The following is a 21,870-nucleotide window of genomic DNA, read 5'->3' on the forward strand; positions in this document are numbered from 1 at the left end:
TCCCTTGCGATTCAGCCGGGGATTCCGGCGGCGAGCAGCTCCACGAAGCCGACGTCCTCGCGTGCGACCCCGAAGATCTCGGCGCGCAGCATCGTCCGCTCGGCCCAGGCGCGGTGCGGCTTCACCTCGTTCATCTTGTTCGTGTACGCCGAGCGCAGCACGCCCCCGCCGCCCCGCTCCGGCCGCAGGATGTCCTGCGCGTCGCAGAACTCCTCGTGGCTGACCACGGACAGCGCGTGCACGGGCAGCACGTGGGTGGGGTGGATGCAGGTCTTGCCCAGCAGCCCGTTGGCCTGGTCGAGGGCGATCTCGCGCAGCAGGCCGTCCATGGCGTGCTCGATCAGCGCCTCGCGCAGCTCCTCCGCCTGGCCCTCCAGGAAGGGGCTGCGGCGCAGCTGCGGCTTGAACATGCGCTCCTGGACCCGGAAGTACTCCCACACCGGGCCGGTCACCGTGAAGCCGGTGCCGTCGGCGCGGCCCAGCATGTTCACCACGTCACCGATCACGTTGGCGACGATCTGGACGTCGTAGGCCGTCATGTCGGAGGCGCGGCGGAGGCCGTAGGACGAGCAGAAGTCCGTCACGCCGAGGCGCAGGGCGAGAACGCGGTCGCGGTACTTGTCGACCGCGCGGGAGATGCCCTCCAGGGTCTCGACGCGCGACTCGCGGTACAGCAGCTCCGGCGACTCCAGGACCGGCATGCCGAACAGCCGGTGCCCGCTCGCCGCCTCCGCGGCGGCCAGCGCCTCCAGGAAGGGCGTCCCGCTCTCCTCGGTGAACTTCGGCATCACGAAGCCGGAGAGCAGTTCTACGGCCGGGCCCATGCGGCGCACGAGATCGGGGATCTGCTCGGGCACCCGAACCCGGACGAACAACAGCGGAAGCTCGGTGTCCGGGCGGGCGGCCAGCTCGGTGAACTGCTGGACCAGGTTCTCCTCGGCGGCCGGTACGTCCTCGTCGCCGATCGAGTCCTCCAGGCACAGCACCATCGACACGACGCCGCGTCCCGCCAGCTTGACGATGTCGTCGGCGAGGTGGGGGCGGGTGGCCGGGCTGTAGAGCGTGGCGCCCAGGGCCGCGGCGAGCAGCCGAGCCGGGGAGTCCGCGTCGAACTCGCACGGCTCCTGGAAGAAGAGATGCTGCCGTACCTCAGGGGCAATGTGCCCGAAATGACGCATAAAGCTCCCCCGTGGTGCCGATGTGGTTCGTGATTGTTTTCGATAGGTGGCCGGTAATAGTACGTACAAACCCATGTCAGGGGTTCCCACCGGGCATGAACTTCAGGTAACTCGGCCATGTCGGTGTCCGAACCCCCACGTTGTCGTGACCAGGACCGAGAGGGCAGGATGACCGCATGACGCACGCGATGCTGAAGGGGTCGAACGTCCCGCTGGAAGCCACCACGGTACGTGCCGTGCTGCGCTGGACTCCCGGGCAGGGGGTCCCGGACGTGGATGCCTCCGCGCTGCTCCTCGGCCCCGCCGGTCAGGTGCGTTCCGACGAGGACTTCGTCTTCTACAACCAGCCCCGGCACCCCTCCGGCAAGGTCTGGTGGCTCGGCAAGAAGCGTGTCGCGGAGGGGCCTACCGACACGATCCAGACAGATCTCGCCGGTGTCGAGCCCGAAGTCGGCCGGATTCTCGTCGTCGCTTCGGCGGACGAGGTCACCTTCGACCGCGTACAGGGGCTGCGCATCCTGCTGTACGACGCGGCTGTCGCCGAGGGTGATCCGCTGCTGTATTTCGACATCAAGCCGGAGACGGGCGAGGAGACCGCGCTGATCTGCGGGGAGCTGTACCGGCGGGGTGACGGGTGGAAGTTCCGGGCGCTCGGCGAGGGGTACGCCAACGGGTTGCGTGGGCTGGCGATGGACTTCGGGATCACGGTGGACGAGTCGGAGGGGGGCGCTGCGGGGGCCGTTCCGGAGGTTTCACAGCCGTTGCCTCCGGCGGTTCCGGTGCAGTCCGGGTACGGGTATCCGCAGGAGCCGGTGACTCAGCCTGCGTATGGGTATCCGCAGACCTCGCCGGCGGGGACGTACGGATACCCGCAGCCGGTGCCTGTCGCTGCCGCGCCGGATCCTGACTTCCGGTTGCCGCCGCAGGGGCCGCAGTTCATCTGACGTGGGGGCGGTAGTTCGTTTGGTGCGGGCTGGTGGGGGCTGGTCGCGCCCACGCGGCGGAGCCGCAAATCGACACAGCCCCGCGCCCCTAAAAAACTAGCGCTCGACCTTTGTTTTGTAGCCCCTGCCCCACTGCAAGCCCCACCCGTACAACCGGTCCAGTTCCGCCTGGAAGCCGTAGACGAACTTCACCTCGCGGCGGACCACCAGCTCGCCCTTGACGTTCTCGATCATGACGACCGCGCAGGAGCGGGCTTGCGGGTGGCGTTCGTCGAGGCCTATCTCGATGCGGGGGCCGTTGCTGGGATAGAGGGTGACGATCGCGTGGGTGCGGTCGAAGGCCGGGGTCTGGTCGTAGATGTAGACGAAGACCAGGAGGCGTTTGATCTCGTCGCGGTGGTCGAGGTTGACGTACATCGTCTCGCCGGACGCGGAGCCGAAGCGGTCGTCGCCGCTGAGTTTGACGTACGGCGGTGAGTTGACGTCGCCGAGGAGGCCACCGAGGGGCTGGACGACGCCCTTGGTGCCGTCCATCAGTTCGTAGAGGCAGCCCAGGTCGAGGTCGACGTTGACCATGCTCTGGCTGTGGCCCATGACCTCCGGGGGCTTCAACGCCTTGAAGGGGTGGCGCAGCAGGCTGTCGCGCTGGAGGCCGCCTATGTCGGAGGTCCGCATCCGCCAGGTGAGGTTGACGCGGAGGTTGCCGGTGGCCGCGCCCTGTTTGGTGAGCGAGACCTGGTGGTGCCGTTTGGTCAGTTCGATCGCGTTGCTGGCCGCGCTGCCCGAGTCGAAGTCGGCCTCGCGCCGCCAGATTCCGTCGAAGAAGCCCATTCCCGCCCCCACGTTCGCATCCACACTGCGTATGACAAAGCCGTCGGGGCGGCCAGACGGAGGACATGTCCTCGACGGCCGCCCCGAACAGAAGCGTTCCCTCACCAGGGAGCTTGTCACACCCCGGACGGGACCTCAGTCTTCTCGTCCGAGCCTGCTTTTCCCTCGGCTTCCGCGAGGGCCTTGTTCCTGCGGACCGAGGACCAGAAGGACCAGCCGATCAGGACCACGCCGACCAGGCCCGTGATGACCTCGTTGATCTGGTACTGGATGGTGACCATGAGGATCACGGCCAGGGCGCCGATCGCGTAGTGGGCGCCGTGCTCCAGGTAGACGTAGTCGTCCAGGGTGCCCTGGCGGACCAGGTAGACCGTCAGGGAGCGGACGTACATCGCGCCGATGCCGAGGCCGAGGGCCATGAGGACGATGTCGTTGGTGATGGCGAAGGCGCCGATCACGCCGTCGAAGGAGAACGAGGCGTCCAGGACTTCGAGGTACAGGAACATGAAGAACGCCGCCTGGCCGGCCAGGACCACCGCCGAGCGCTGCTTGCCGGTGCGCGCGGCCTCTTCCTCCTCCTCGTGCTCCCGCTCCTCCTCTTCTTCGAGCTTGTCCTCGAAGTAGCCGGAGAGCCCGCCGACGATCATGTACGTGATGAGGCCGGAGATACCGGCGATCAGGACCGTCTGCGCCTTGTCCGCGTGCGCGCCGCCGTGCTGGTGGGCGTGGGCCGCGAAGGTGAACGAGGTGATGAGGAGGACGATCAGGGCGATGCAGACCGACAGCATGTCGACCTTGCCGAGCTTGGCGAGCGGGCGCTCGATCCAGCGCAGCCACTGGATGTCCCGGTCCTCGAAGATGAAGTCGAGGAAGATCATCAGCAGGAACATGCCGCCGAAGGCCGCGATCGCCGGGTGGGCGTCGGTGACCAGCTGCTGGTAGTGGTCCTTGTTGTTGAGCGCGAGGTCGACCGCGTCGATCGGGCCGATCTTGGCGGTGACCGCGACGATGACGACGGGGAACACCAGCCGCATGCCGAAGACGGCGATCAGGACACCGACCGTGAGGAAGATCTTCTGCCAGAAGGCGGACATCTTCTTCAGGATCCCGGCGTTGACCACCGCGTTGTCGAAGGACAGCGAGATCTCCAGGACGGCCAGGATCGCCACAATGCCGAAGGCTTCCCACCCCCCGTAGAACGCCGCTGCGACAAGGCCGAGCGCGGTGACCGCGAACGACCAGCCGAAGGTTTTCAGAAGCACTGGCTACCCAATCGTGTGTTGGGGGTTCCCCCAGACGGAGTCTGGGGGAGGGTCTCCCCCCGCGCCGCACTCGGCTTTACTTAAAATTTGACGTCGAGCACTGAGTCTAGAGGGAGACTCCGCCGTCCGGGACAGCCGGTGTGGATAACGCCTTTACGAGACGTTGACCCCGAAGTCCATGGCGATGCCCCTCAGCCCCGACGCATACCCCTGCCCGACCGCCCTGAACTTCCACTCGCCCTGGTAGCGGTAGAGCTCGCCGAAGATCATGGCCGTCTCGGTGGAGGCGTCCTCGGAGAGGTCGTAGCGGGCAAGCTCCTGGCCGTCGGCCTGGTTGACGACGCGGATGAAGGCGTTGCTGACCTGGCCGAAGGTCTGGCCGCGCTCGTCGGCCATGTGGATGGAGACCGGGAAGATGATCTTGTCGCAGGTGGCCGGCACCTTCGGGAGGTCGACCAGGATCGACTCGTCGTCGCCCTCGCCCTCACCGGTGAGGTTGTCGCCGGTGTGCTCGACCGAGCCGTCCGGGCTCGTGAGCTGGTTGTAGAAGATGAACCACTCGTCGCCCAGCACCCGCCCGCCGCTGCACAGCAGTGCGCTGGCATCGAGGTCGAAGTCGGCTCCGGTGGTGGAGCGCGCGTCCCAGCCGAGGCCGATCAGGACGTTCGTGAGGTTCGGTGCGGCCTTGGACAGGGAGACATTGCCCCCCTTGGCGAGCGTGACGCCCATAGTGCTGGTCCTCCCCGAGGTGATGCTTCTTTGGTTGTCCTGCGCTCCCCCGGAGGGGAGACCCCCGGGCGCCGCACGCGAACCGTGCGGCGCCCGGGCGGTGAAGCCTCCGTACGCCGGGCGTCCGTACGCCGGACGCCCGGACGTCAGACGTTGACGCCGAAGTCCTGGGCGATGCCGCGCAGGCCCGAGGCGTAGCCCTGGCCGATGGCGCGGAACTTCCACTCCGCGCCGTTGCGGTAGAGCTCGCCGAAGACCATCGCGGTCTCGGTCGAGGCGTCCTCGGAGAGGTCGTAGCGGGCGATCTCGGCGCCGCCGGCCTGGTTCACCACGCGGATGAACGCGTTGCGGACCTGACCGAAGGACTGCTGGCGGTTCTCGGCGTCGTAGATCGAGACCGGGAAGGTGATCTTGTCGACGTCGGCCGGGACCGCCGCCAGGTTCACCTTGATCGCCTCGTCGTCGCCCTCGCCCTCACCGGTGGTGTTGTCACCGGTGTGCTCGACGGAGCCGTCGGGGCTCTTGAGGTTGTTGAAGAAGACGAAGTTCGCGTCACTGGCGACCTTGCCCGCGCTGTTCAGCAGCAGTGCGCTGGCGTCGAGGTCGAAGTCGGTGCCGGTGGTGGTGCGGACGTCCCACCCCAGACCGACGATGACCGCGGTCAGGCCCGGGGCCTCCTTGGTCAGTGATACGTTGCCGCCCTTGCTGAGGCTGACTCCCACGAGTCCTCCATTGGTGTCCAGGGGCGGGGATGCCCCGTAGTGCGTCGGTATCGGATCAACGTCTCGATCCTAGTGACGGGTTCCCGACCCTCGCAGGCTCTGGAACCTAACAATCACAGGCTGTCGAGCGCCTTCACGTACTCGTTGAGGTCACGCGCGTCCGGCAGGCCGTTGACGACCGTCCAGCGCACGACGCCCTCCTTGTCGATGACGAAGGTCCCGCGCACGGCGCAGCCCTTGTCCTCGTCGAAGACGCCGTAGGCGCGCGAAGTGTTGCCGTGCGGCCAGAAGTCGGAGAGCAGCGGGTACTCCAGGCCCTCCTGCTCGGCGAAGACGCGCAGGGTGTGGATGGAGTCGTTCGAGACCGCGAGGAGCTGGGTGTCGCGGTCGGTGAACTGCGGCAGGTTGTCGCGCAGGGAGCACAGCTCGCCGGTGCAGACGCCGGTGAAGGCGAAGGGGTAGAAGAGCAGCACCACGTTCTTGTCGCCCCGGAAGTCGGACAGTTTCACGGTGGCGCCGTGGTTGTCCTTGAGCTCGAAATCGGGGGCCTTGTCGCCGACCTGGATCGCCATCTCGTCCTGCATCCCTTCGGTGGGGCTGTTCGGGTGAGTCCACCCTGCGACCACCCTACGCAGCGATCACCGGATGCGGACGGACGGGCTGGCGTGGCCAGCCCGTCCGGGATTCAACGATCGAGGTACCTCCGGGGACTACCTCTTGGACTTGGCTGCCTTGGGCGTCACCAGCCGGCTGCCACTCCAGTCCTTGCCCACGCTGACGCTCTTGGCCGCGGAAAGGCCCGCGGTCGTGGCGGCTTCCGAGATGTCGCTGGGCTCGACGTAGCCGTCACGGCCGGTCTTCGGCGTCAGCAGCAGGATCGAGCCGCCCTCCTCGACGTACGAGATGGCGTCCACCAGCACGTCGGTCAGGTCGCCGTCCTCGTCGCGGAACCACAGCACCACGGCATCGGCGACGTCGTCGTAGTCCTCGTCCACCAGGTCGCTGCCGATGACTTCTTCAATGGCCTCGCGGAGTTCCTGGTCTACGTCGTCGTCGTAGCCGATCTCCTGGACCACCTGCTCGGGCTGGAACCCCAGCCTGACGGCAGGGTTCGTCCGCTCCTCCGCGTGGTCCGCGGTCGCGCTCACGGGTTGCCTCCTGATCATGTCTTGATGAATGTCCAGCCACGCGCGTGCGCGAAGCATTGGCCGTAGTCCACACGGACGGGCCGGATCGCGCAAGTACCCGGCGATTCGGAACGCCGAAACGGTGACGATCCTGGCCGTGTCGCCGCAACTCCAGGCACGCTATCGCGGCCGCCGGTGACGTACACCACAGCGTTCTGCCCGGTTTGCACGTTTGAGAACCCTCCGAGGGTACGCGACTCGAATGACTTTGCTAAACGAGTCACGGTTACCTCACGGTAGAGATGACGATTGCCCTCCTGCGGTAGACCATGGGGAACGGTGCAGAACCATGGAAATCCAGCGCCGATAAGCCTCATTAAGCCCCCATCGGCCCCCCATCGGCCTCAGACAGCCCCCTCACACAGCTCCCTCTGACAGGTAAGGAACAGCGTGGCTTCCGGATCCGATCGCAATCCGATCATCATTGGCGGCCTTCCGAGTCAGGTTCCTGACTTCGATCCCGAAGAGACCCAGGAGTGGCTCGACTCGCTCGACGCCGCCGTGGACCAGCGTGGCCGCGAGCGGGCCCGCTATCTGATGCTCCGGCTGATCGAGCGGGCCCGCGAGAAGCGCGTGGCCGTGCCCGAGATGCGCAGCACGGACTACGTCAACACCATCGCCACCAAGGACGAGCCGTTCTTCCCCGGCAACGAGGAGATCGAGCGCAAGATCCTGAACGCGACCCGCTGGAACGCCGCGGTGATGGTGTCCCGGGCCCAGCGGCCGGGCATCGGCGTCGGCGGCCACATCGCCACGTTCGCCTCCTCCGCCTCGCTCTACGACGTGGGCTTCAACCACTTCTTCCGGGGCAAGGACCAGGGCGACGGCGGCGACCAGATCTTCTTCCAGGGGCACGCCTCGCCGGGCATCTACGCCCGCGCGTTCCTCCTGGACCGGCTCAGCGAGCAGCAGCTGGACGCGTTCCGCCAGGAGAAGTCGAAGGCACCGTACGGGCTGTCCTCGTACCCGCACCCGCGGTCGATGCCGGACTTCTGGGAGTTCCCGACCGTGTCGATGGGCCTGGGCCCGCTCGGCGCGATCTTCCAGGCGCGGATGAACCGCTACATGGCGGCGCGCGGGATCGCGGACACGTCGAAGTCGCATGTGTGGGCGTTCCTCGGCGACGGCGAGATGGACGAGCCGGAGTCGCTCGGCCAGCTGTCGATCGCGGCGCGCGAGGGCCTCGACAACCTGACCTTCGTCGTCAACTGCAACCTCCAGCGGCTCGACGGCCCGGTGCGCGGCAACGGCAAGATCATCCAGGAGCTGGAGTCGCAGTTCCGGGGCGCCGGCTGGAACGTCATCAAGCTGGTCTGGGACCGCACCTGGGACCCGCTGCTCGCCCAGGACCGCGACGGCGTGCTGGTCAACCAGCTCAACACCACGCCGGACGGCCAGTTCCAGACGTACGCCACGGAGACCGGCGCGTACATCCGCGAGCACTTCTTCGGGCACGACCACCGGCTGCGCGCGATGGTCGAGAACATGACCGACGACCAGATCCTGCACCTGGGGCGCGGCGGACACGACCACCAGAAGGTGTTCGCGGCCTTCGAGGCGGCCAAGGAGCACAAGGGCCAGCCGACCGTCGTCCTCGCCCAGACGGTCAAGGGCTGGACGCTGGGCCCCAACTTCGAGGGCCGCAACGCCACGCACCAGATGAAGAAGCTGACGGTCGCCGACCTCAAGGGCTTCCGCGACCGGCTGCACCTGCCGATCACCGACCAGGAGCTGGAGTCCGGCGCGCCGCCGTACTTCCACCCGGGCCGGAACTCGGAGGAGATCCAGTACATGCACGACCGGCGCAACGCGCTGGGCGGCTACGTCCCGACACGCGTCGTCCGCTCGAAGCCGCTGGCGCTGCCCGAGGACAAGACGTACGCGAGTGTGAAGAAGGGTTCGGGCCAGCAGTCGATCGCCACCACCATGGCGTTCGTACGACTGCTCAAGGACCTCATGCGGGACAAGGAGATCGGCCGGCGGTTCGTGCTGATCGCGCCGGACGAGTACCGCACGTTCGGCATGGACTCGTTCTTCCCGAGCGCGAAGATCTACAACCCGCTGGGCCAGCAGTACGAGTCGGTCGACCGCGAACTCCTGCTCGCCTACAAGGAGTCGCCGACCGGCCAGATGCTGCACGACGGCATCTCCGAGGCGGGCTGCACGGCCTCGCTGATCGCGGCGGGTTCGGCGTACGCGACGCACGGCGAGCCGCTCATCCCGGTCTACGTCTTCTACTCGATGTTCGGTTTCCAGCGCACCGGTGACCAGTTCTGGCAGATGGCCGACCAGTTGGCGCGCGGTTTCGTGCTGGGCGCGACCGCGGGGCGTACGACTCTGACCGGCGAGGGGCTGCAACACGCGGACGGCCACTCGCAGTTGCTGGCGTCGACCAACCCGGGGTGTGTCGCCTACGACCCGGCGTACTCGTACGAGATCGCGTACATCGTGCAGGACGGGCTGCGGCGGATGTACGGCTCGGACGCGGAACACCCGCACGGCGAGGACGTCTTCTACTACCTCACCGTCTACAACGAGCCGATCCAGCACCCGGCGGAGCCCGCGGACGTCGACGTGGAGGGCATCCTCAAGGGCGTCCACCGCATCAGTCAGGGGGCTTCGGGGACGGTTCCGGCGCAGATCATGGCGTCCGGGGTGGCCGTGCCGTGGGCGCTTGAGGCGCAGCGGATCCTCGCCGAGGACTGGAACGTTCGGGCCGACGTCTGGTCCGCGACCTCGTGGAACGAACTGCGGCGCGAGGCGGTCGAGGTCGAGCGGCACAACCTGCTGCATCCCGAGGAGGAGCAGCGGGTTCCTTATGTCACGCGGAAGTTGAGCGGGGCGGAGGGGCCGTTCGTGGCCGTTTCCGACTGGATGCGATCGGTTCCCGACCAGATCTCGCGGTGGGTGCCGGGGACGTACCAGTCCCTGGGGGCGGACGGGTTCGGGTTCGCGGACACGCGCGGGGCGGCTCGGCGGTTCTTCCACATCGACGCGCAGTCGATCGTGGTGGCCGTGCTGACGGAGCTGGCCCGGGAGGGGAAGGTCGACCGGTCGGTGCTGAAGCAGGCGATCGATCGGTACCAGTTGCTGGATGTCTCCTCGGCTGACCCGGGTGTTGCCGGAGGGGATGCGTAGTTTCTTGCCTGCGGGTGCGTGGGGGCTGGTCGCGCAGTTCCCCGCGCCCCTAAAGGGCGGCCCTTCGGGGCGGCCCATCAGCCCACCCCCGCCGCCCTAACATGCCGTCATGAACGAACCATCGGCACAAGCTCGTTGGGAGCAGCGCACTCAGCGGCCTCTGTTGGCGCTCGCGGTGGGGTTTGCCGTGGCCTATGCCGTGCCGATCGTGGACACCACCGCCGGTCATTCGCTGACGGCGGTGTGTACGGGGGTCGAGTGGGTGGTCTGGGCGGCGTTCGCCGTCGACTATCTGATGCGGCTCGCGATGTCGCGGGACCGGCGGCGGTTCGTACGCACCCACTGGATGGACCTGTGCGCGGTGGTGCTGCCGATACTTCAGCCGCTACGGCTGCTGCGCATGGTGTCGACGCTGATACTCGTCGGGCGGCGCGCCCGGATGGCCTCGCAGATCCAGCTCACGACGTATGTCGCCGGCGCGGTCATCGGACTGTTGATGTTCGGTTCGCTCGCGGTGCTGTCCGTGGAACGGGACTCGCCCCACGGGAACATCCGGACGCTGGGTGACGCCGTCTGGTGGTCCTTCACCACGATGACGACCGTGGGCTACGGCGACCACGCCCCCACCACCGGCCTGGGCCGCATGATCGCCGTCGGCCTGATGCTCTCCGGCATCGCCCTCCTCGGCGTCGTCACCGCGAACATCGCCACGTGGTTCATCGCCCGCTTCGAGAAGGACGACGTGGAGGAGCGGCGGCAGACGCTGGCGATCGAGGCGCTGGCGGAGGAGGTGCGGGGGTTGCGGGCGGAGGTGGCGGCGCTGGCGGGGGTGCGGGTGGATGTCTCTGGGGCGAGGGTGACGGGGGTCTCCGGGGTGGGGGTGGTGGCCGGCTCCGGGGCAGGGGTGGCGGACCCGTCTGGGGCGTCGGGGGTGGATTCCTCCGGGTCGGCGGAGGCGGTTCCCTCCGGGGCGGGGCGGTAGCCCTCTCCGGGGCGGACGGTGAAGGACCTGTCCGGGGCGGCGCGGGAGTCCCCTCTCCGGGGCGGCGGAAGCGGTTCCCTCCGGGGCGGGGCGGTAGCCCTCTCCGGGGCGGACGGTGAAGGACCTGTCCGGGGCGGCGCGGGAGTCCCCTCTCCGGGGCGGCGGAAGCGGTTCCCTCCGGGGCGGGGCGGTAGCCCTCTCCGGGGCGGACGGTGAAGGACCTGTCCGGGGCGGCGCGGGAGTCCCCTCTCCGGGGCGGCGGAAGCGGTTCCCTCCGGGGCGGCGCGGGAGTCCCGTCGGAGGCGGCGCGGGAGTCCTCTCCGGGGCGGAGGCGGTGGCGCCTTGTCCGGTGCGTCGGTGGTGGGGGTTCCGTTACCGGTCGGGGACGGGTTGTTCCGTTGGCCGCGGTTGCAGGAGGTCGCCGTTCGGGCGCGGTTCGGGGGAACGGGTGGTCAACTGTGGCTCAGGAGAAGGTACGTTCGGCCCCGGCTCAGAGGAACGGCCGCTCGGCTTCGGCTCGGAGCAACGTCCGCTCAGCCACCGCTCAGGGGAAGATCCGCTCAACCTCGGCCCAGAACCACGGCCCCGCGATCTCACCCCAGAGCGACGCCCGTTCAACCGTGACCCAAGAGAAGGTCCCCTCGGCCTCGGCCCAACGCAACGACCGCTCGGCCTCGGCCCAGAGGAACATCCGCTCGTTCTCCGCTCAGCAGCAGGTCACTCGACCGCCGCTCAGAAGAACGTCCACATGACCGCCGCCACCGTGTCGATCGCACCCAGCACCAGGGCCACCAACGCCATCACCCGGCGGGAGCCCGTCCACCTGCGGCCCATGGCCAGCCAACCGCACACAACGGCGATCGGGCCGAGGACGATCCCCAGGTTCCCCGCGGTGAAGAAGCCCGCGATCGCGCAGACCAGTCCGACGATGGCGAGCGTCGCGCGGTCCGGCCCGGTCCCTGACCCCATACGGCCAGGCGAGCGGGGGGTCCTGCGCGTTCCGTTGCCGAAGCCTGTCATCGTCAACTCCCTGGGCGTTCAAGCCCGTTCGGCCCGTACTCCTACGGTGACCGGATACCCGCGTACACGCAAAAAAAGCCTGCTTGCGCGCTGCCCCCCTCCGGCAGCGCGCCGCAGACCAACCCGTCCCCCCTGCCCTGCGGAGGACTTGACTTACTGTGACCTGCGGCGCGTACCGGACGCCAGGAATCTTTAGCGGAGTCACCCTGATAGGCGAACTCGGCCTGAATCAGGGTCAGATGTGCGCCGCCCCCGCGCCCGCCTCCGCGTTCTCGCCGCGCTTGGTCAGGAGCGCCACGAACACCGCGATCACCGCTACGCCGGCCGCGACGAGGCAGGCCAGGCTCATGCCGGAGATGAAGGTGTCGTGGGCGACCTGCGTGATCTTCGCGGCGACCGTCTCCGGGGTGTTCGGGGCGATCGGGGCCACGCCGACCTGGACCGCCTCGGCTGCCGCGTCGAGTTGGGGCCGGGTGAGCTTGGGCAGGCCCGCGTCGGCCCAGTTGCCGGCGAGGTCGTTGTCGACACGGGAGGCCATCACCGCGCCGAGGACGGCCGTACCGAGGCTGCCGCCGATCTGCATCGCGGCCTGCTGGAGACCGCCGGCGACGCCGGAGAGCTCCATCGGCGCGTTGCCCACGATGACCTCGGTCGCGCCGACCATCACCGGGGCGAGGCCGAGGCCCAGCAGGGCGAACCAGATCGACATGACGGCGCTGCCGGTGTCCGAGGTGAGGGTGGACATGCCGTACATCGCGATCGCGGTCGCCGCCATGCCTCCCGCCAGCGGGATGCGCGGGCCGAGCTTGGTGATCGCCGCGCCGGCGAGCGGGGAGCCGACGATCATCATCCCGGTGAGCGGGAGGAGGTGGAGACCGGCGCCGATCGGGCTCATACCGTGCACGTTCTGCAGATAGAACGTCACGAAGAACAGGCCGCCCATGAAGGCGATCGCCATCAGGACCATCAGGACCACGCCCGCGGACAGCGGGACCGAGCGGAACAGGCCCAGCGGGATGAGGGGTTCCGCGACGCGCTGCTCCCAGTAGGCGAACAGGGCGAAGCCCAGCACCGACACGGCGAGGAACGCCCAGGTCGTACCGGAACCCCAGCCCCAGGCCGGCGCCTTGATGAGGGCCCACACGAGGCAGAACATCGCGCCGGAGAGCAGCACGATGCCGAGGATGTCGAAGGAGCGCGGCGCACTGTATCCATTTTCCGGGCTCCGCCCGAGGGCGGCGCGGTGGTCGCGGAGGATCAGCAGGCCGAGGACCAGCGCGATGGCACCGACCGGCACGTTGATGAAGAACACCGACTGCCAGTTGACGTGTTCGACGAGCACGCCGCCGAGGATCGGGCCGCCCGCGGTGGAGGCGCCGATGACCATGCCCCACAGGCCGATCGCCATGTTGAGCTTCTCGGCCGGGAAGGTGGCCCGCAGCAGACCGAGCGCGGCCGGCATCAGCAGCGCGCCGAACAGACCCTGGAGCACGCGGAACGTGACGACGAACGCGATGCTGTGCGAGAGGCCGATCGCGCCGGACGCGAGGGCGAAGCCGCACACGCCGATCAGGAAGGTCTGGCGGTGGCCGAAGCGGTCACCGAGCTTGCCCGCGGTGATGAGGGAGACCGCGAGGGCGAGGAAGTAGCCGTTCGTGATCCACTGGACGTCGGCGAAACTGGCGCCGAGGTCCTTCTGGATCGCCGGGTTGGCGATGGCGACGATGGTGCCGTCGAGGGCCACCATCATGACGCCGACGGCGACGGTTATGAGGGTGAACCACGGGTGGCCGCGCAGCCCCGTGGACGGCGTCGGCTCGGACGGGGCGGCTGGTGCCTTGTCCCCCGGTCCTGTCGCGCTGATGGTGGTCTGGCTAGTCATACCGACGATGCTAGTGTCAGCCTCTGACAGTTGACAAACAGATTCACTTGCCGGTGACTGACATTGTGCGATCCGCGACCGAACCACGTCAGGAGCTGAGCCCCATGGAGACGTTGCGCGAGCGCAAGAAGGCCCGCACCCGGGACGCACTGCTGCACGCCGCCCTGGAGCTGTTCACGACCAAGGGCTACGAGCGGACCACGGTCGACGAGATCGCCGAGGCCGTCGACGTCTCGCAGCGCACCTTCTTCCGCTACTTCGCGAGCAAGGAGGAGGCCGCGTTCTTCGTGGCCCGGCTCACGGAGACGCACTTCGTCGAGGCCGCCCGCGCCCGCCCGCCGCACGAGGCCCCGCTGGAGGCGCTGCGCCGGGCCGTCCTGGAGAGCTGGGACACCATCAACGAGGCGATCCAGCAGGTCGTACCGCTGGACCTGCACATGCGCACCTACCGCGTGATCGAGTCGACGCCCGCGCTGCTCGCCGCGCATCTGCGGCGCTCGCAGGAACTGGAGGAGGAGCTGGCGCAGATCGTCGCCGAGCGCGAGGGCCTCGGGGTGGACACGGACCCCCGGCCGCGCCTCGTGGTGGCCGTGTTCAGCGGGGTGATGCGGGTGGTGGAGCGGATGTGGATCGCGGGCGACGACCTCAGCATCGAGGCGATGCGGGAGCTGACCGCCGACTATCTGGACGGGGTGGGACCGGCGCTCGCCGGGAACTGGCGCACGAGTCGCACAAGGTGAGTCGTACTGAGTTTCTCGTCACGTACCGCTGAAACGTGATCCCCGTCACTCGGTTAACGCGAGACCCTCTCGTTCTCCTAGTGTGTCCTCCCAGTGACTTCCTTCGACTCCTCCCCCACGCTGAACGCCTGGCGCGCACTGGCCGCGCTGGCCGTGGTGTTCGTGATGCTGGCGACCACCGGTTGGACCGCGGTCCGCAGCCACCCAGGGAAAACGGCGCTCCAGAGCTCGCTCTCCGCGTGGGAGCACGGCCGGATCGACGGGCGCGAGCTGCCCGACCCGGACGCGTCCCCGACCCGGCTGGCCCGCTTCTTCGCCTCGCTCACCGCGCAGCAGCGGACGCGCCTCGCGCACCGCTACCCGCTCGCGGTCGGCAACATGAACGGCGCCCCGGTCACGCTGCGTTACCGCGCCAATCACATCGCCCTCGACCAGCAGCGCGAGGTCGAGAAGAAGCGCATGCACGACAACCGCCTCACGCCGCTGGGCCAGCAGGAGGCGGGCCGCCTCATGCACCGCTTCGAGGCGCTGACGACCAAGGGCCGCCACATCCTCGCCTTCGACCCCGAGGGTTCGGGCCGGATCGCCGAGGTCTTCGGCGACCTGGACACCGCGCAGCGCGTCTCGGTGATCGTCCCCGGCGTCGACACCGACCTGCTCACGTTCCAGAAGACGAGCAAGGACTACTCGGCACCGGTCGGCATGGCACAGAACCTGTACGCGGCCGAGAACACGGCGAAGTCCGCGACGGACACGACCGGCACGCGTACGGCGGTCATCGCCTGGGCCGACTACACCTCCCCCGGCGGCCTCGGCATCGACTCGGCCACCGCGGGACGCGCCGAGGCAGGCGCCGTACGACTGAACGCGCTGGTGCGGGCGCTGCCCGGGACCTCCCAGGTCGCCCTGTTCTGCCACAGCTACGGCTCGGTGGTGTGCGGGGTCGCCGCGCACGAGCTGCCGGCCCGGGTGACCGACATCGCGGTGGCCGGCAGCCCCGGCATGCGGACCTCGAAGGCCTCCCACCTGCACACGCTCGCGCGGGTGTGGGCGATGCGGGACGCCGACGACTGGATCCAGGACGTGCCGTACATGGAGCTCGGCGGCCTCGGGCACGGCGAGGACCCGGTGTCGAACGCCTTCGGCGCGCGCGTGCTGTCCGCGAAGGACGCGGAGGGCCACACCGGTTACTTCGCCGCGGGCACCGACAGCCTCACCAACTTCGCCGACATCGGAGTTGGCGCGTACCACTCGGTGACGTGCGCGCACGAAGGTGACACCTGCCGAGAGGGTTTGTCCGGCGCCTCGGCCGCCGGACGCGCGTAGAAACAGCAGGAAGTGCGGTCTGCGCGGGGATGGGACGGAGGAGCATGTGCCGCCTACGATGAGCCGCATGGGTGACGTACTGGCCGGATTTCATGCCGCCTGGGAGTTCGAGTCCGACTCCGTGGTCATCCGCTACGAACGCGGCATTCGAACACCCAAGCTATTTCAGGCGCTCGGTGAACGCCGGATCCCCTACGAGGCGATCCAGGCGGTGACGCTCGCCCCCGGCCGGCGCGGCACCGTCGTGCTCCGCGCGGAGCCCCGGGCGGGTGCCGATCCGCTGATGGACGCGGCGGCGGGCCAGCTGAAGGAGAGCTGCGATCCCTATCGGCTGGTGCTGCCCGCCGAGCGCGAGACGCTCGCCGAGTACTACGCCGACGAGTTGCGTGCGCGGCTGAAACCGGACGACGAGCCCGCGGAGCGGTTTCTCGTGGCCGCGCCCGAGGTGCCGTTGCGGTTCAAGGCGTACGACGGGAAGGCGTCCTTCGACGGGAAGACCGTGGCGTTCCGGTGGTTCTGGACAGGGGCGTCGTCCGCGAAGTGGAAGGCCGGCGACCAGAGCTTCGCGGTCGCCGACCTGAGCGGGGTCGAGTGGCGGTCACCCGAGGTCTTCGAGGGGCATCTACGGCTGTTGCGCGGGGCCGAGTCGCTGTTGCCCGTCGATCAGGATCCGGCGGCTGTGGTGTTCGGGCTCGGGTATGGGCCTGTGCACGAGTCTCTGCCGTTCGCGGGGGCGGTGCTTGCGGCGGTGCGGTCTGGACGGTCTGTGGGGGTGGTGCCGGTCGCTCGGCGTGATCCTGGGGATATCGCCGAGCGGATTCGGCATCTGGGGGAGCTTCATCAGTCGGGGCTCGTGACGGATGAGGAATTCGCCGTGAAGAAGGCTGAGTTGTTGGCGGAGTTGTAGCGGGGGCTGCTCGTAGTTTCTTTGGCCGCGGGCCGGTGGGGGCTGGTCGCGCCCACGCGGCGGAGCCGCACATCGACACAGCCCCGCGCCCCTATAGGGCGCTATTTAGTTCTCCCTGCTCGTCGACGCGAACGACATGTCCGCGTAGCGGTCTCCCGCCACCTTGCCCGCGATCGGCTCCAGGAGGGACAGCTCGTCATCCGTGAGGATGATCCTGGTCGCCGCCGTGTTCTCCTCCACCCGGCCCGGCTTGGTCGTGCCCGGGATGGGGATGACCGGGAGGCCGTGGACCTGGGCGCGCTGTTGGACCCAGGCCAGGGCGATCTGGCCCAGGGAGGCTCCGTGTGCCTCGGCAACTGTCCGCACGGGGTCCAGGAGCGCGCCGTTGGCCGCCGCGTTCTCGCCGGTGAAGCGGGGTTGCGTGCGGCGGAAGTCGCCCTCGGTCAGGTCCTGGTCGGCGTTCGAGAAGGAACCGGTGAGGAAGCCTCGGCCGAGGGGTGAGTACGGTACGACCGCCACGCCCAGGTCGGCGGCTGCGCCCACCAGGCTGATCTCGACGTCGCGGCTGAACAGGGACCACTCCGACTGGACGGCGGCGATCGGGTGGACGGCATGGGCGGCCCGCAGTTCCGCGCCCGTGATCTCGCTCAGGCCGAGGTGTTTCACCTTGCCCTCGGCCACCAGCTCCGCCATCGCGCCGACGGTGTCCTCGATGGGGACGGCCGGGTCGCGGCGGTGCATGTAGTAGAGGTCGATGACGTCGATGCCGAGGCGCTGCAGGCTGGCCTCGACCGCCTGGCGGATGTACGGGCGGTCGTTGCGGATGACGCGGCGGGTGGGCTCGCCGGGCGCGAACGACAGGGCGAACTTGGTGGCGATGACGAGCTGGTCGCGGTGCGCCTTGAAGAACGGTGACAGGAACCGCTCGTTCTCACCGACGCCGTACGCGTCCGCCGTGTCGTACAGGGTCACGCCGAGGTCGAAGGCGCGGTCCAGGGCGGCCTGCGACTGCTTCGCGTCCGAGGGGCCGTAGGCGAAGCTCATGCCCATGCAGCCGAGGCCCTGGACGCCGACCTCGGGGCCGGCCGCGCCGAGTCGTGCGGTCGGGATCGGGGTGTCGGTCATCCGGCTTTCTCCTTCTCGTATACGTGGGCCTCGCCGTAGAAGGCGATCTTCCGGTCGAGTACGGCGAGGGTGTCGTGCAGCTCGGCGATCCTGGCCAGGACGTCCCGGCGGGTCGCCTCCAGCAGGTCGAAGCGGTCGCCGTAGGTGTGGTCGCCCTCGCGGACCAGCTCGGCGTAGCGGACCATGTCGGCGACCGGCATCCCGGTCAGGCGGAGCTTGCCGACGAGGTCGAGCCAGTCGAGGTCGCGGTTGCTGTAGCGGCGCTGGCCGGTGTGCGAGCGGTCGATGTGCGGCATCAGGCCGATGCGCTCGTACCAGCGCAGGGTGTGTGCCGTCAGGCCGGTGAAGGCGACGACCTCGCTGATCGTGTAGCTGTCCTCGCCGTCGGGACGCCGCTCAACGTGCGGCGGGCCCGCGCAGCTGTCGGTACTGGTACCCGTGGTCTCCATCACCGTCATGACCACCACGCTATGGCCTTGGAGTGCACTCGAAGCAAGCGGAACCGGTAAGAAATCGGCAGGACGGGCCGGGGGTGCGGTGGATAGCGTGCGGGACATGAGTCTCGTACGACGGGCCGCCCCCGACGACGCCGCCGAACTGCTGCGACTGCGCCAGGTGATGATCGACGCGCTGCCCGGGTCGGACCCCGGCACGGACTGGCACGCGGAGTCCCTGCCGACGCTGCGAGAGCGGCTCGCCTCGGACGAGGACTTCGGTGCCTTCGTCGTCGATCACCCCGAGCGGCCGGGGTCGCTGGCGGCCCTCGTGGTCGGGACCGTCGACTACCGGATCGGTAAGGCGGAGAACCCGCACGGGAAAGCCGGGTTCGTCTTCAGTGTCGCCACCGATCCGGACGCGCGGCGCCGGGGGTACGCCCGCGCGTGCATGGACGAGCTGCTCCAGTGGTTCCGCGAGCGCGGCGCCGGCCAGGTCCTCCTCACCGCCTCCCCCGACGCCGAGCCGCTCTACGCCTCCCTCGGCTTCACCCGCAAGCCCGACCCCATGATGGGGCTCGTGCTCTGAACCGCTTAGGCTCGACGGCATGTCCTTGCAGAGCCTCGCGCTGATCGAGAACTGGCCGGTACCGACCGCCGCGGCAGCCGTCGTACGAACCGACGGGACCGTCCTCGGGACCCACGGCCCGGTCGACCACCGCTTCCCGCTCGCCTCGGTCACCAAGCCGCTCGCGGCGTACGCGGCCCTCGTCGCGTACGAGGAGGGCGCGATCGAGCTGGACGAACCGGCGGGCCCGCCCGGCTCCACGGTCCGCCATCTCCTCGCCCACACCTCGGGGTTGGCCTTCGACGAACACCGTGTGACGGCCCCGCCCGGACAGCGCCGCCTGTACTCGAACGCGGGCTTCGAGCAGCTCGGCGACCACCTCGCGAAGACGACGGAGATCCCGTTCGCGGAGTACCTGCACCAGGCGGTCCTGGACCCCCTGGGCATGACGTCGACCACGCTGGAAGGCGCCAACTCCCCGGCGAAGGACGGCGTTTCGACGGTCGAGGATCTCCTGCGGTTCGCCGCCGAGGTCCAGTCCCCCCGGCTCCTCGACCCCCGTACGGTCGCCGAGGCGATGACGGTTCAGTACCCCGGCACCAAGGGCGTGTTGCCCGGCTACGGCCACCAGAACCCCAACGACTGGGGCCTCGGCTTCGAGATCCGCGACTCCAAGTCCCCGCACTGGACGGGGAGTTCGTCCTCTCCGCGCACGTTCGGTCACTTCGGGCAGTCCGGTACGTTCCTGTGGATCGACCCGGCGGCGGGCGTGGGCTGCGTGGCGCTGACGGACCGGGCGTTCGGGCCGTGGGCGGTCGAGGCGTGGCCGCCGTTCACGGACGCGGTGCTCGCCGAACTCTCCGAGCACTGACGGGCGTTGGCTCTCCGGGCGCTAGGTCATCTCCCACATCAGCAGCTCGGCCCAGGTGGCCGCCTCCACCACCAGATCCCGCGCGTCCGTGATCCGCGCCGCGTCCCCCGGCCCCAACTTCTCCCCGCCCAGGCTCACTTCGCCGCGCACGACATGGACGTACACATGCACCGCGTCCGGTACGGCCGTGCGCTCACCGGGCGTGAGCCGGCGCACGTGCAGCATCGCGCCGGCCTCCGGCACCGCGTACGGCGTGGAGTCGGCGATGCCGTGGACGATCTCGTACGACGGTTCGCCACCCGGCTCCAGCGGAGCGAGCCACATCTGCACGAAGGTCAGGGGCGAGTCGCTATCGTTGCGCTCGACGTGCCGGACGCCGGCCGCCGAGCGGAGGCGCTGGACGTCGCCGGGACGGACCCGCGTCAGGTGCCCCGTGGAGTCCCGGTGGCTCAACTCCCCTTCCACGACCCAGGTGATGATCTCCGTGTGGCTGTGCGGGTGTTCGTCGAACCCTGCGCCGGGCGCGAGCCGCTCCTCGTTGCAGGCGATGACCGCGCCGAACCGGAGGTTGTCGGGGTCGTAGTGCGGCCCGAAGGAAAAGGCGTGCCAGGACTGGATCCCGGCCTGCGGGTCACCCCCTGGGTAGCGCTCGACGGAGCGCCGTACGTCCATCACGGGGACCACGGTAGCCCTCGGTCGAGACCCGGCACCGCATACCGTCGCCCGGATAAGGCAGTCTTGTTCCGTGCCCGAACCCGAAACCAGCAGACCCGCAGGCCCCGCGCCCCGTGCCCACTCGCACCCGGCGACTCTGAAGCGGCTGGAGCAGTCGTCCGGGAGTCTCGCCGCCCAGGCCATCGCGCGCATGGACGAGACGCTGCCGTGGTACCGGGCGATGCCACCGGAGAACCGTTCCTGGATCGGGCTGGTCGCGCAGGCCGGTATCGCCGCGTTCACCGAGTGGTTCCGGCACCCGGACGCGCCGCAGGCCATCTCCACCGATGTGTTCGGGACCGCTCCCCGTGAGCTGACCCGCGCCATCACCCTCCGCCAGACCGTCGAGATGGTGCGCACCACCATCGAGGTCATGGAGTCCGCCATCGACGAAGTCGCCGCCCCCGGCGACGAGTCCGTGCTGCGCGAGGCGCTTCTCGTGTACGCCCGGGAGATCGCCTTCGCGACCGCCCAGGTGTACGCGCAGGCCGCCGAGGCGCGCGGCGCGTGGGACGCCCGGCTGGAGTCCCTCGTCGTGAACGCCGTGCTGAGCGGCGAAGCCGACGAGGGGGCCGTCAGCCGGGCCGCCGCGCTTGGCTGGAACTCGCCCGAGCATGTGTGTGTCGTCCTCGGTACCGCGCCCGACGGGGACAGTGAGCTGACCGTGGAGGCGATCCGGCGGGCCGCGCGGCACGCCAAGCTCCAGGTGCTCACCGGGGTGCTCGGGGACCGGCTCGTCGTCATCGCCGGCGGGAGCGACAACCCGCTCGCCGTGGCCAAGTCGCTGATCGGGCCCTATGCGGCCGGACCCGTCGTGGCCGGGCCCATCGTGCCCGATCTGCTCGCCGCCACCCGGTCCGCGCAGGCCGCCGCCGCCGGGCTCAAGGCATGCTCCGCCTGGCAGGACGCCCCGCGCCCGGTCCTGGCGGACGACCTGCTCCCGGAACGCGCGATGGCCGGTGACCCCGGCGCCCGGGACCAGTTGGTGGAGGAGATCTACAGACCGCTGGAGGAGGCCGGGTCCGCGCTCCTGGAGACGCTCAGTGTCTATCTGGAGCAGGCGAGCAGCCTCGAAGGTGCCGCCCGGATGCTGTTCGTCCATCCCAACACCGTGCGCTACCGGCTTCGACGTGTGACTGACGTCACCGGCTGGTCGCCGTCGGATGTACGGTCGGCGTTCACGCTGCGGATCGCGCTGATCCTGGGACGTCTGGCCGATGGAGATCCCCAGAACTAGCCTTTTGTCGGGGCTCCACAAAACCCCTTCCCGTTCTTCGTCCCTGTCCCCACGGGCGGCCGTGCCCGTCTCC

The 21,870-nt window shown here is 69.1% G+C and carries 21 protein-coding genes; 9 read left to right on the plus strand and 12 right to left on the minus strand.

The annotated features are described in order from the left end of the window. Nucleotides 1–11: 11 nt before the first annotated feature. On the minus strand, nucleotides 12–1,178 hold the full coding sequence (locus OG407_RS17295) for an HpcH/HpaI aldolase/citrate lyase family protein (protein ID WP_405859039.1): 1,167 nt from the start codon (nucleotides 1,176–1,178) through the stop codon (nucleotides 12–14). Nucleotides 1,179–1,354: 176 nt separating this feature from the next. On the opposite strand from OG407_RS17295, the gene OG407_RS17300 reads away from it, so the two are divergent. Beyond that, a complete protein-coding gene (locus OG407_RS17300) occupies nucleotides 1,355–2,122 on the plus strand; it encodes a TerD family protein (protein WP_405859041.1) in 768 nt (255 codons plus the stop codon). Nucleotides 2,123–2,218: 96 nt separating this feature from the next. Here OG407_RS17300 and OG407_RS17305 read toward each other — a convergent pair whose 3' ends face one another. From OG407_RS17305 to OG407_RS17330, 6 genes are all read right to left on the minus strand, one after another. Further along, the gene (locus tag OG407_RS17305) at nucleotides 2,219–2,953 is read right to left on the minus strand and encodes a Tellurium resistance (RefSeq protein ID WP_405868452.1); all 735 of its coding nucleotides are present in this window, start codon (nucleotides 2,951–2,953) and stop codon (nucleotides 2,219–2,221) included. A 116-nt stretch (nucleotides 2,954–3,069) separates the two neighbouring features. Beyond that, on the minus strand, nucleotides 3,070–4,215 hold the full coding sequence (locus OG407_RS17310; protein ID WP_328683596.1) for a DUF475 domain-containing protein: 1,146 nt from the start codon (nucleotides 4,213–4,215) through the stop codon (nucleotides 3,070–3,072). Nucleotides 4,216–4,368: 153 nt separating this feature from the next. Further along, nucleotides 4,369–4,944 (minus strand): TerD family protein, encoded by a 576-nt coding sequence (locus OG407_RS17315; RefSeq protein WP_365300012.1) that lies wholly within the window; start codon nucleotides 4,942–4,944, stop codon nucleotides 4,369–4,371. 146 nt (nucleotides 4,945–5,090) lie between these two features. After that, the gene (locus OG407_RS17320) at nucleotides 5,091–5,666 is read right to left on the minus strand and encodes a TerD family protein (protein ID WP_019060360.1); all 576 of its coding nucleotides are present in this window, start codon (nucleotides 5,664–5,666) and stop codon (nucleotides 5,091–5,093) included. Between the two features lie 113 nt (nucleotides 5,667–5,779). Then, nucleotides 5,780–6,238, minus strand: a complete 459-nt coding sequence (locus OG407_RS17325) for a peroxiredoxin (protein ID WP_026150930.1) — start codon at nucleotides 6,236–6,238, stop codon at nucleotides 5,780–5,782. Between the two features lie 138 nt (nucleotides 6,239–6,376). Further along, nucleotides 6,377–6,814 (minus strand): DUF3052 domain-containing protein, encoded by a 438-nt coding sequence (locus tag OG407_RS17330; protein ID WP_019060358.1) that lies wholly within the window; start codon nucleotides 6,812–6,814, stop codon nucleotides 6,377–6,379. 429 nt (nucleotides 6,815–7,243) lie between these two features. Between OG407_RS17330 and aceE the strand changes: the two genes are divergently transcribed. Next, entirely contained in the window at nucleotides 7,244–9,991 is a 2,748-nt protein-coding gene (aceE, locus tag OG407_RS17335; protein WP_405859043.1) for a pyruvate dehydrogenase (acetyl-transferring), homodimeric type, read from the plus strand. Between the two features lie 109 nt (nucleotides 9,992–10,100). Continuing rightward, nucleotides 10,101–10,973, plus strand: coding sequence for a potassium channel family protein (locus OG407_RS17340; protein ID WP_405859045.1), 873 nt, complete (start codon nucleotides 10,101–10,103; stop codon nucleotides 10,971–10,973). A 732-nt stretch (nucleotides 10,974–11,705) separates the two neighbouring features. On the opposite strand, the gene OG407_RS17345 is transcribed toward OG407_RS17340, so the two are convergent. Both OG407_RS17345 and OG407_RS17350 read right to left on the minus strand, forming a co-directional pair. Next, nucleotides 11,706–11,993 carry a DUF4190 domain-containing protein gene (locus tag OG407_RS17345; protein ID WP_403599086.1) on the minus strand — a complete coding sequence of 96 codons (288 nt, stop codon included), beginning with the start codon at nucleotides 11,991–11,993 and terminating at the stop codon, nucleotides 11,706–11,708. Nucleotides 11,994–12,228: 235 nt separating this feature from the next. Continuing rightward, nucleotides 12,229–13,875 carry an MFS transporter gene (locus OG407_RS17350; RefSeq protein WP_405859047.1) on the minus strand — a complete coding sequence of 549 codons (1,647 nt, stop codon included), beginning with the start codon at nucleotides 13,873–13,875 and terminating at the stop codon, nucleotides 12,229–12,231. Between the two features lie 104 nt (nucleotides 13,876–13,979). Between OG407_RS17350 and OG407_RS17355 the strand changes: the two genes are divergently transcribed. From OG407_RS17355 to OG407_RS17365, 3 genes are all read left to right on the plus strand, one after another. Next, the gene (locus tag OG407_RS17355) at nucleotides 13,980–14,615 is read left to right on the plus strand and encodes a TetR family transcriptional regulator (RefSeq protein WP_405859049.1); all 636 of its coding nucleotides are present in this window, start codon (nucleotides 13,980–13,982) and stop codon (nucleotides 14,613–14,615) included. 93 nt (nucleotides 14,616–14,708) lie between these two features. Further along, complete coding sequence (locus OG407_RS17360; protein WP_405859051.1) at nucleotides 14,709–15,941, plus strand: alpha/beta hydrolase; 1,233 nt, start codon at nucleotides 14,709–14,711, stop codon at nucleotides 15,939–15,941. Nucleotides 15,942–15,999: 58 nt separating this feature from the next. Continuing rightward, nucleotides 16,000–16,848 carry a DUF4429 domain-containing protein gene (locus OG407_RS17365; protein WP_405859052.1) on the plus strand — a complete coding sequence of 283 codons (849 nt, stop codon included), beginning with the start codon at nucleotides 16,000–16,002 and terminating at the stop codon, nucleotides 16,846–16,848. Nucleotides 16,849–16,953: 105 nt separating this feature from the next. Here OG407_RS17365 and OG407_RS17370 read toward each other — a convergent pair whose 3' ends face one another. Together OG407_RS17370 and OG407_RS17375 are read right to left on the minus strand one after the other, a co-directional pair. Continuing rightward, nucleotides 16,954–17,973, minus strand: a complete 1,020-nt coding sequence (locus tag OG407_RS17370; RefSeq protein WP_405859054.1) for an aldo/keto reductase — start codon at nucleotides 17,971–17,973, stop codon at nucleotides 16,954–16,956. Continuing rightward, entirely contained in the window at nucleotides 17,970–18,431 is a 462-nt protein-coding gene (locus OG407_RS17375) for a MerR family transcriptional regulator (protein WP_403599103.1), read from the minus strand. Before OG407_RS17375 ends, OG407_RS17370 begins: the two co-directional genes overlap by 4 nt. Nucleotides 18,432–18,528: 97 nt before the next feature. Here OG407_RS17375 and OG407_RS17380 point away from each other — a divergent pair, with 97 nt between their 5' ends. Both OG407_RS17380 and OG407_RS17385 read left to right on the plus strand, forming a co-directional pair. Beyond that, the gene (locus OG407_RS17380) at nucleotides 18,529–18,996 is read left to right on the plus strand and encodes a GNAT family N-acetyltransferase (protein WP_405859056.1); all 468 of its coding nucleotides are present in this window, start codon (nucleotides 18,529–18,531) and stop codon (nucleotides 18,994–18,996) included. A 19-nt stretch (nucleotides 18,997–19,015) separates the two neighbouring features. Continuing rightward, on the plus strand, nucleotides 19,016–19,846 hold the full coding sequence (locus OG407_RS17385) for a serine hydrolase domain-containing protein (protein ID WP_405859058.1): 831 nt from the start codon (nucleotides 19,016–19,018) through the stop codon (nucleotides 19,844–19,846). A 21-nt stretch (nucleotides 19,847–19,867) separates the two neighbouring features. Here the strand turns inward: OG407_RS17385 and OG407_RS17390 are convergent, their stop codons facing one another. After that, complete coding sequence (locus OG407_RS17390; protein WP_405868454.1) at nucleotides 19,868–20,518, minus strand: pirin family protein; 651 nt, start codon at nucleotides 20,516–20,518, stop codon at nucleotides 19,868–19,870. Nucleotides 20,519–20,591: 73 nt separating this feature from the next. Here OG407_RS17390 and fasR point away from each other — a divergent pair, with 73 nt between their 5' ends. Continuing rightward, entirely contained in the window at nucleotides 20,592–21,797 is a 1,206-nt protein-coding gene (fasR, locus tag OG407_RS17395) for a fatty acid biosynthesis transcriptional regulator FasR (RefSeq protein ID WP_403601287.1), read from the plus strand. Nucleotides 21,798–21,870 lie beyond the last annotated feature (73 nt).

Origin of the sequence: Streptomyces sp. NBC_01515 (assembly GCF_045040345.1) — a bacterium.
Lineage (GTDB): Bacteria > Actinomycetota > Actinomycetes > Streptomycetales > Streptomycetaceae > Streptomyces.